We start from the raw sequence: 8,370 nt of genomic DNA on the forward strand, positions 1-8,370 counted from the left end.
AATCGGAATCTGGTGCTATCCGCGCGAGCGGCGTAGCGCCAAACTCGGCGGTCTCCGACAAACCCGGCGCGGTTCAGACGCAAAGAGTGCGGCGAGATGGGCTTGCTGATACCGGCGCGGCGGCGAGCGTTCTGGCATGCCTTCCGTATCACGTCGGCATCCACGGGCTGATCCGGAAAGCGGCCGGGAAACAACCAGCACTGGGGCCGGCCAATGCACCAGTAATTGCGCAGAATCTCCAGCAGCTGTGGCGATAGCATCACGTAGCGGTCGGCATGTCCCTTGCCCTGTTCGACACGCAGCGTCATGCGTTCGCTATCGATATCGCCGACCTTCAGCCGGGTGGCCTCCGAGATACGTAGGCCTGCGGCGTAGGCTGCCATCAGAACGGTACGATGCTTGACGCTCCGGATCGCTTCGAGAAACTGGCTGACCTCCTCCTGACTGAGGATCACCGGCAGCTTGCGCGGTGTCTTCGACATGGGGATCTCGTCGACTGACCAATCGCGTTGAGCGTGACGTTGTACAGGAAGCGCAGCGCTGCAGTGGCCACCACCAGCGTGCTGGATGAGCGCCGCTGGACCTCAATCAGGTGCACTTGCCAGGCATGCACCTCCTCTAGATCCAGTAGTTCAGGGGAACGCCCAAAGTGCTGGGCAAAGGCGCTCACCTGCTGGAGGTAAGCGCGCTGTGTGTTAGCGGCGAGGCTGCGAACCCGCATATCCTCGATCATGCGTCGACGTAGGGGTGTCATGGCGGGCTCCGCTGGGAATGGTCACGGCAGCAAACTGCACTGCCATAGTCCCACTCGAACGGAGGTGCCTTCGCCAACGGTCCCGAAGCCGATGCGGTTGGCCGACCGCCTTCTCCCGCGTCAGCGGGTTAGTTCAAGTCCAATTATCGGGATAGCGTTTGCGGGGTAAACTTACCCAAATCCGATTTGCCAAAGAGGGCAGGGCCCGTGGCACAAGGCGCAGAAGTCTGTGACGACCATTCCGGCTCGTTCTCCGACGAGCAGATCGCGCGCATCGTGCTCGATCTTGACGAGGAGATTTTCCGCAGGCGCATCGAGGCGACGAACCTGCGCCTGTTCTTCAACCAGACGTGGCCCCAGCCGCTCGCGAAGCCGACGGCCGTCGAACTGGGCGTCCTGACCGCACTCGCCCAGACCTATGGGCAGGCGCTGCTTAACCACGCCGACTTCGCGCCGGCGCTCGACTGCATTGTGGAAGACGGTGCCGTTGTGCTCGTGCAGCGGGTGTTGTGGGGCGAACGCTCAGAGGATGTGCGTCTGGCTGCACGGCTGCTTGTCGCACGCGTGCCATTCGAGATCCTGTGCGGCACCTGGCCGGAGGTGTTCATGGCGCAGGCGGATGCTGAGTTGCGAGGTTCCGGCCGCAGCCGTCTGGTTCATCCGATGAGCGGGAGGGCGACGATGGTTGAACCAACCCCGGCCCCGGAAGAGCTCACCGTCGAGCGCGGTTATACGGCGAAGGATTTCACGGCACTGCGCGCATATGTGGAGCGCATCGCGCCCGCGGTGATCGCGCGCACCTACTACGATCCGCATGCGGCGACGTCGGGTGCGATGGAGCGGCACCTCGCCAAGATGCTCGACGCGCTGGTGCAGCTGGCGCTCGCGCACGGCTCAACCGTACTTGCCGGTCACTTGCGCGCGTCGATCAAACAGCATGGCCGACCGAAGTTGACCGCCGTCACGTTTCGGATGGTCACCGAAGCCGCGCAACTCGCCGCGGCGGCGCCGCATCCCGATCACGCGATCGGCGCGTGGCTGCGGCCACGCGTGGCGCGCTGGCTGAAAGGCGAGGGCATCGCGACGCTGGGTGAGCTCGTTGCGTTCTGCAATCGGCGCGGCGCCAGCTGGTGGCGCTCGACCCCGCGCATTGGTCCCGGTCGCGCATGCGTAATTGTGAGCTGGCTGCGGCGTCAGCAGAGCGCGCTCTCGAGCAGGAGGAAATGATGCTGGTCGCGGCGGAGCTTGTCGAGGTCATCCCAGCGCGCGACCTGCACAACCCAAATGTGACGGAATCCGGTCCGAAGAGTTCGGACCCGTCGCGACTGATTTTGGCGCCGCTGGAGCGACTCGCGGTGCCGCACGCGCTGTCGGGACCTGCGCGCGGGACTGGCCGCATTCTCGGACGCGGATCGCGTGGTCCCGGTGAATCTCGATCAGTTTGATCCGCTCAATTCACGCGACGATCTGATCAAGTTGCTGGTTGAGACGGGGATTTCGTTTTCGCGTCCCAACGATTCCGATATTGCTGCCGAAGATGGGGACACCGGTGTCGAGATCACGGTCAGACGCGGCGACGTCGTGACCGCCGCTGCCCGCGCGGCCTGCGAACTCGCGGCAAGCTGGATTGACGACGGCGATGTGCAGGCATGGAAAATCACAACGGGGCGGTTTTCGCGCTGAGCGACGACTATGTTTCCGGATTGCCCCTTGCTGTATCGGGACTGGGCCGTGTTTGCTATGGTAGAAGCACGGGCCCGGTGATCGGGCAAAAGGCTTAACAACGGTACCAAAATTTGGTATTCTGAGCCTTCTTCGGGGTGAAGACCATGGGCAAAAACACTTCTGTATCGCTCGGCGATCACTTTGCCGAATTCGTCGAGGACCGCGTGCGTGTGGGCCGCTACAACACAGTCAGCGACGTAGTTCGAGCGGGCCTGCGTTTGCTCGAAGAGCAAGAGGCGAGACTGGATGTGCTGCGTGCCGAGTTAGATAAAGGTGAGCGTTCAGGAGAATCCAAGCCTTTTGATTTCGATGCGTTTCTTGCGAGCAAACGGAAAGTGGCAACGTGAAGTCGTTTGTACTTTCGCCAGCGGCGGAGATAGACCTCGACGACATCTGGGACTACTCGGTGGAGAAATGGGGCGAGTGCCAAGCGGAGCGATACGTTCGGATGATCCAGGACACGATTATTGGCCTCACTGATGGCACCCAGTTCAGCCATTCCGCTCAGCACGTACGACCCGATTACTGCAAAGTGCTAGTCGGGTCGCATGTGCTTTTCTTCAAGGAAGACGAGAAAGTTATCGATGTGGTGCGGATTCTCCATCAGCGCATGGATCCTTCGTCTCACTTGAGCGAGCACTGATTTCGTATTTTTCTGACTGTTCCCTCTTAGAGCGCGGCGGCTTTAGGAATAGCAATGTTCGAACTTATTACAAACACCGCATGCGTCGGCGGGTTCAGGTACAGCCCGATCACATCGGCCGCCTTCGTTTCGAAGTCGGGATCGTTGGACACTATGTGGGTATCGAGTCGATGAGGCCGGATATCGTGCTTGCGCCAGATGCGTTGCTCCGTCATGAACGGCACGCCCACTGCGTGGCGAGCTTGCGACTGCTCCAGTGGGGCGAGCCGTCCTGCGGCTTACGTCTGAGCGTGTAATCAAGCACCCGAGCTTCCAGGTGTGCCAGATTGCGGCGCGGCGCACGCCCCGGATGTCGCCCATACAGTCCCGCCAGACGCTCGCTCGCGAAACGTGTTTTCCAGGTCGTGATGAAACGCGAGTCGCATCGCAACTCGTTCATGATCGCCTCGCGCGAGGCCCCGTGGTCGAGCAGCAGGATCAGCCGCGCACGTCGCACTTGGCCTACGGCCATCATGCGACTGCGCTGCATCGCCATCAATTCCTCGCGCTCGGTATCGCTAAGATTTATGTTGTCCATGCACTCTTAGATCAGTGCAATTCAATGGTTCAGGACTGTCCCATGGACCGTCTGCCCTCCGAGTAGCCAACGCGCCGTAGCGCCTTGGGCGGCGACAATGGTTTTGTCCGGTCGGCCAAGATGTTTGTCGGTAAACCAGACGTCCTGCTTGACGCTGTCCAGCGCCTCATGCTGGAGGTTGCGGACATCTTCCGCAGCCACGGGCCAGGGTGACGAGCAACGACTTGCCTGAGTCTGGGGCAGTTGAAGTTCATGTCGGCCATCGAACGGTGCAGCGCGGCGCCACCGGGCGGGCATGTGCTGCGCTGTTCAGGCCGCGCAAGCGTTGAACTCTTGCCGTAACCGGCATAGTCCCAGCCAGGTCTGGTACACAACGGCAGGCGGCATCCTTACGGAAATCTACCTCCCGAATGTCGACACCCCTCAGGTATGAGACTTCCAACTGGAACGGCGGACAAGAGGGGCCGTATGAATCGAGAGATTCACGTACGGATCTGTGAGAGCCTGAGGGGGCAGTTCCCTCGGGCCGCCACTCGACCCCATGTTATGCGGCTAAAGGCTGTTACCTAAGATAGCGGCCTCCCGTCATGGCGAACTCATTGGGGTAGCATCTCCAAGCCGACCCCGACGAACGAGCAGAATAGACCCTGCAACCAACGCCCCAAACCACGCCAGGCTGACAGAATCGACCTCTCCAATATTTGCCCGCTCTCGGGAGAATGGACATGACCCTCATCGAATCGCTGTTTGGCAGTGGCCGGGACCTCAATTCCTTGCAAATGGGCGCGCGCGCGGCGGCCGTTTTCATCGCAGCGCTCGTTCTGATCCGCATCTCCGGCCGAAGGTCGTTTGGACAGCGCTCGCCGTTCGATTACGTCGTCGCGATCCTCCTCGGTGCGACGCTTTCCCGCATAATCGTCGGCGCATCACCCGCCGCTCCCACGGCTATTGCGTCGTTCGTCATCGTGTCGTTGCACCGGATACTGGCGTGGGGCTGTGTACACTCGGAACGGCTCGAGCGGCTAGTCGGCGGCGCCCCGCGCGAGTTGTATCGCGATGGACGCTTTGATCAGAGGCAGATGTCGGCGGCACTCATTACCGAGACGGACGTGTTCGAAAGCGTGCGGCGTCAGCTAGGATCGGCTGACCTGTCCCGCATCGATAAGGTGCTGCTGGAACGGAATGGCGAGATCAGCCTGATCCGCACACCCGATGACAATTGCAGCGACTCTATAAACAGAGCAAGAAAGGCCAATGAAACGAATCCCCATCGAACAGCTGCGCCCGACTCAAGCGACGCATGGTCTACGCGAAGTCGAGAAGAAGACCAGAGATTACAAGGCGCTTGCGGGTCACGATCTCACAATGGCGATTGCCGAGAAGCCAATCCCCTACGTGATCGGACCTAAGGGCAACGCATTCGCTGTCGACCATCATCACGTCGCGGCGGCGCTATGGGCCGCCGGCATCAAAGAGGTGCCGGTCGTGCTCGTGGCGGACCTGTCGTCGCTCGACCGTGCGCAATTCTGGCTCACGCTCGAAAACCGGCGCTGGGCCTGGCCGTACGACGCGAATGTCCGGCGTATCGCGTTCGGCACGATGCCCAGGCACGTGTACGAGCTGGAGGATGACCCCTACCGCAGCATCGCCGGTCTCGTGCGCGAGGCTGGCGGCTACGAGAAAACGACCGTGCCTTTGGAAGAGTTTCGCTGGGCCGACCTGTTCCGGGCGTTCATAGCGGCGCCGTCGACGGACGTCGAATTTGATGCCGCCGTGCGTCGCGGCATGGACATTGCAAGAAGCGAACTCGCGATCGGGTTGCCGGGTTTTTTGGGCAAGACGAAACCGGCTGTCTGACCGCACGATTGACATTCCGGGCAGCATCGTGGTCGTGCATCGGCTGAACGGGGCGATTCACCGGCATGTCGGTCCAAACGCGACCACTGCCGGGCGCCGTGGGCGAATTCAACCGGTCGTTGCAACATCTCCAAGTTGGACGCAAGCCAGACGCCGACAGTCCGCAAAGGCTGCCGAGCAGCGAGAATGGCGTGGCGCATGGCCTGACATTCCGCGACTCTTCTCGCGCGATCCGTGGCGTGTAATGGAAGAATTTTTTACGACCGTTGGCTGCCCGCGCAGCACGATCGCTTGTTTAAGCTGCGCGACATCAACTGGCTTAGTAAAGTGAAAATCGAAACCCGCTTCGGCGGTGCGCACTCGGTCTTGGGGCTGTCCCCAGCCGGTGATGGCGATGAGCGTCACGTCTTTCGTCGACGGCACGGTGCGAATCGTGCGCGCGACAGCGATTCCGCTCATGCCGGGCAGGCCAAGGTCAAGCAAGACGACCTCGGGCGTGAAGTGATTGAAGATTTCGACGGCCTCCTCCCCTGAATAAACGGTGCGTACCTCGTGCCCGTCCAGTTCTAAAACGACGGTCAGCGCGTCAGCTGCCGGTGCGGATCAACGCCTTGGACGCTCGGCAAATGAAACCGTCAAGGAAGATCAGGCGGTATGGTCAGAATGCGAAGCGCTGGAGATAGCAATGGTATGGGCTGGACCAATCTAACACCACGCGGCTTCGGGAAGCGGTCGCCTCGGCGATTGGGGCCATTCCATACTCAATCGCGAACTTCCGGGCATCTGCTTGACAGGGGAAATTGCCCATCAGTTGAGAAGTTCGCCGAAGGCCGTCCGGCGCTCGTATGATCAAGGTTACAAAGTAAGTGCCCGCGGCCAACACAGTATGCGATGACACCGAAGATCCCTGGAATCGAACTTGGGGTGTGTTCATTGCGACTCTGTGTCCAGATTCACTATTTTCCGCCCGGCTTGCCAAGCACTATTCTAAGTGAGCAGATCGCGGAGACTATGAACGGCGGTTTCAGGATGAAGTGCAACACGGGTTTAGTGTTTAGCGCCTTGAGGTTGACTCGCTGAGGCAAGTGTGTCGGCATTTATTCAACCTATTTACAGGATGTTGTACCAGGTCGAGAGGAAACCGCCGGGACGGGGCACGGTCTGAACACACACGTGTTGCTGCCGAGTCACCTGGCGGACGTCGGCCAGCCTATGCTCATCAGGGCGCATTTGACGCACCTGTCGATCGCCCGGGCCGGACTCAACGAGCCTGAACGCCGAGCAGATTGATGGGTGGGTTTTTTGATCTGATCACGCAGGCGATGGGAGAAGGCGAGGCGGTCGGACTATCAAATAGGAGCCGTAAAACGCTGACGCGTCCTCTGCCCAGCACTGCGGCGAGCTGCCACACGTACCTGTGACCACCTGACGCACCCTGCCGGTTAGAGGGGGTTCAAGCGAAGCCCGCGCGCCTACTATCGCAGTCATGGAACGACTTCAAAGCGAACTGAAACGATCTATTGAGCGGAATGAAACGGTGCGGGGTTTGTTGCGTGCGTGCATAGTGCTGGCCGCTATGACCACAGTAGCCGGTGGTAGTTCCGTGCTGCTTCTGTTAGCCACGGGGTCTGGCCCGCTACCCGCTGATAACGAAAACACTGCGCAGCAAGGAGCACAGCATGACCACAAATAACCTGGAATCACTCAGCGACGCAGCATTGGCTCGCAAGTTCAAAGCGATGGGGCGAGCGCGGCGTATGCAAATTGCCGCCACCCTACGCGCAGCGGTGGACGACAGCGGATGGCGGTTCCCGGGCCTCGACCAAAAACCCGTCAAAGCGGTTGCAGTGAAGAAGCGCTATCGCGGCAACGGAACGTGGCGGCACAGCATGGATGGAGCGCGCCTGTGCGTGGCGGAGATTGACGCACATATCACTGAACGCCAGCAACGGGGCGCACAACTGCTAGCTGGCGCTGCGCCTGTTGATTTGCAGGACGCGCTGCTACTAATCGCGTTGCATTGAGGCGCATAGGACGCCGCCTTGGCCAGCGACGGGCAGCGGATCGAAGGTAGGTTTTATCGGAAGCTTAGCAACGCGCAGCGTGCTGGTAAGAAAACCCTTCCGATTACCAACGTTTTTCCCGGGTTCCGCTACCGTCGATAGGTTGGGATAACTATCGAGATTTTATGGTGAAAATCCGCGGGGTCCAGTGATCAACAGGAAGGCGTTTCCAAGTTGCGACGGACGAAAAAACGTGGCTAGATCATGAGGTCTCGGAATGCTGTTTCCAGGACGAGCGTCTGGGCAAGCGGTTCCGGACCCTGTGGGAAGCATAGGTCAAAGTATTCCGTTTGCCTGTCAAGACTGGGCTAACACCAAGGCCGCTTATCGTTCTTGCCAATGACCGTGTCAGCGAGCGGGACATCCCTAGCGAACATTTCCACGTAACCGGAGAGCGGTTTGCTAGTTCTGAAGGGCCTGTGCTGGTGCTTCAGGCGACCGAACTCCGCGGGTTTAGCGCGATGCGTTCGCATCCGCAATCAGGAAATTTGACATTTACAAGCTGTTTATTGTACAAACCCTTACAGATATTTCAATATGCGCCGATTAGTCGGCGGCGGCAGAGACTTCGGAAACTGCCTGTGCGCATTCGAGCGCCTGAATCGTTCTCGGCATGCGATACGCGCTTGTACCCGATGAGCAGAACAGATTCTGATGCGAAAGAATGCGTTAATCAGACCAAAAGACCTTATTCTGAGAAACACCGTGGGACTCCCATCATGGATGCCGAGATCGCCGCGCTGCCGGTTGT

General features: G+C 59.9%; 10 protein-coding genes and 4 pseudogenes. 10 read left to right on the plus strand and 4 right to left on the minus strand.

Going from position 1 to position 8,370, the window contains the following annotated elements; genetic code table 11:
• Both AWB67_RS41565 and AWB67_RS41570 read right to left on the minus strand, forming a co-directional pair.
• A partial coding sequence (locus AWB67_RS41565) for a tyrosine-type recombinase/integrase (RefSeq protein WP_200822371.1) occupies positions 1 to 482 on the minus strand: 482 nt, incomplete at its 3' end.
• Positions 452 to 754 (minus strand): phage integrase N-terminal SAM-like domain-containing protein, encoded by a 303-nt coding sequence (locus AWB67_RS41570; protein WP_200822372.1) that lies wholly within the window; start codon positions 752 to 754, stop codon positions 452 to 454. The genes AWB67_RS41570 and AWB67_RS41565, both read right to left, overlap by 31 nt.
• A 276-nt stretch (positions 755 to 1,030) precedes the next feature.
• On the opposite strand from AWB67_RS41570, the gene AWB67_RS42400 reads away from it, so the two are divergent.
• The 4 genes from AWB67_RS42400 (at position 1,031) to AWB67_RS33070 (ending at position 3,122) form a co-directional block, all read left to right on the plus strand.
• On the plus strand, positions 1,031 to 1,981 hold the full coding sequence (locus AWB67_RS42400; protein WP_235025481.1) for a phage integrase family protein: 951 nt from the start codon (positions 1,031 to 1,033) through the stop codon (positions 1,979 to 1,981).
• Positions 1,982 to 2,179: 198 nt separating this feature from the next.
• Complete coding sequence (locus AWB67_RS33060) at positions 2,180 to 2,437, plus strand: hypothetical protein (RefSeq protein WP_087660240.1); 258 nt, start codon at positions 2,180 to 2,182, stop codon at positions 2,435 to 2,437.
• A 146-nt stretch (positions 2,438 to 2,583) separates the two neighbouring features.
• Positions 2,584 to 2,826 (plus strand): type II toxin-antitoxin system ParD family antitoxin, encoded by a 243-nt coding sequence (locus tag AWB67_RS33065; protein WP_087660241.1) that lies wholly within the window; start codon positions 2,584 to 2,586, stop codon positions 2,824 to 2,826.
• Positions 2,823 to 3,122, plus strand: a complete 300-nt coding sequence (locus AWB67_RS33070) for a type II toxin-antitoxin system RelE/ParE family toxin (protein WP_087660242.1) — start codon at positions 2,823 to 2,825, stop codon at positions 3,120 to 3,122. Before AWB67_RS33065 ends, AWB67_RS33070 begins: the two co-directional genes overlap by 4 nt.
• A 47-nt stretch (positions 3,123 to 3,169) precedes the next feature.
• Here AWB67_RS33070 and AWB67_RS33075 read toward each other — a convergent pair.
• Positions 3,170 to 3,699: pseudogene (locus tag AWB67_RS33075) on the minus strand (helix-turn-helix domain-containing protein); the annotation flags it as partial.
• Between the two features lie 228 nt (positions 3,700 to 3,927).
• Here AWB67_RS33075 and AWB67_RS33080 point away from each other — a divergent pair.
• The 3 genes and pseudogenes from AWB67_RS33080 to AWB67_RS33090 all read left to right on the plus strand — a co-directional run bounded on the left by AWB67_RS33080 (position 3,928) and on the right by AWB67_RS33090 (position 5,556).
• A pseudogene (locus tag AWB67_RS33080) lies at positions 3,928 to 4,132 on the plus strand (hypothetical protein).
• A gap of 292 nt (positions 4,133 to 4,424) precedes the next feature.
• A pseudogene (locus tag AWB67_RS33085) lies at positions 4,425 to 4,916 on the plus strand (DUF421 domain-containing protein); the annotation flags it as partial.
• 37 nt (positions 4,917 to 4,953) lie between these two features.
• Positions 4,954 to 5,556, plus strand: a complete 603-nt coding sequence (locus tag AWB67_RS33090) for a ParB-like protein (RefSeq protein ID WP_087660244.1) — start codon at positions 4,954 to 4,956, stop codon at positions 5,554 to 5,556.
• Positions 5,557 to 5,664: 108 nt separating this feature from the next.
• On the opposite strand, the gene AWB67_RS43565 is transcribed toward AWB67_RS33090, so the two are convergent.
• Positions 5,665 to 6,138, minus strand: a complete 474-nt coding sequence (locus AWB67_RS43565; RefSeq protein WP_374729872.1) for a response regulator — start codon at positions 6,136 to 6,138, stop codon at positions 5,665 to 5,667.
• A 1,097-nt stretch (positions 6,139 to 7,235) separates the two neighbouring features.
• Here AWB67_RS43565 and AWB67_RS33100 point away from each other — a divergent pair.
• From AWB67_RS33100 to AWB67_RS43870, 3 genes and pseudogenes are all read left to right on the plus strand, one after another.
• Positions 7,236 to 7,580, plus strand: a complete 345-nt coding sequence (locus AWB67_RS33100; protein WP_087660246.1) for a hypothetical protein — start codon at positions 7,236 to 7,238, stop codon at positions 7,578 to 7,580.
• A 239-nt stretch (positions 7,581 to 7,819) separates the two neighbouring features.
• A pseudogene (locus AWB67_RS43865) lies at positions 7,820 to 7,894 on the plus strand (hypothetical protein); the annotation flags it as partial.
• Complete coding sequence (locus AWB67_RS43870; protein WP_510183513.1) at positions 7,882 to 7,962, plus strand: transposase DNA-binding-containing protein; 81 nt, start codon at positions 7,882 to 7,884, stop codon at positions 7,960 to 7,962. The pseudogene AWB67_RS43865 and the gene AWB67_RS43870, both read left to right, overlap by 13 nt.
• The last annotated feature ends 408 nt before the right edge of the window (positions 7,963 to 8,370 follow it).

Source organism: Caballeronia terrestris, from assembly GCF_001544515.1.
GTDB classification, from domain to species: Bacteria; Pseudomonadota; Gammaproteobacteria; order Burkholderiales; family Burkholderiaceae; genus Caballeronia; species Caballeronia terrestris.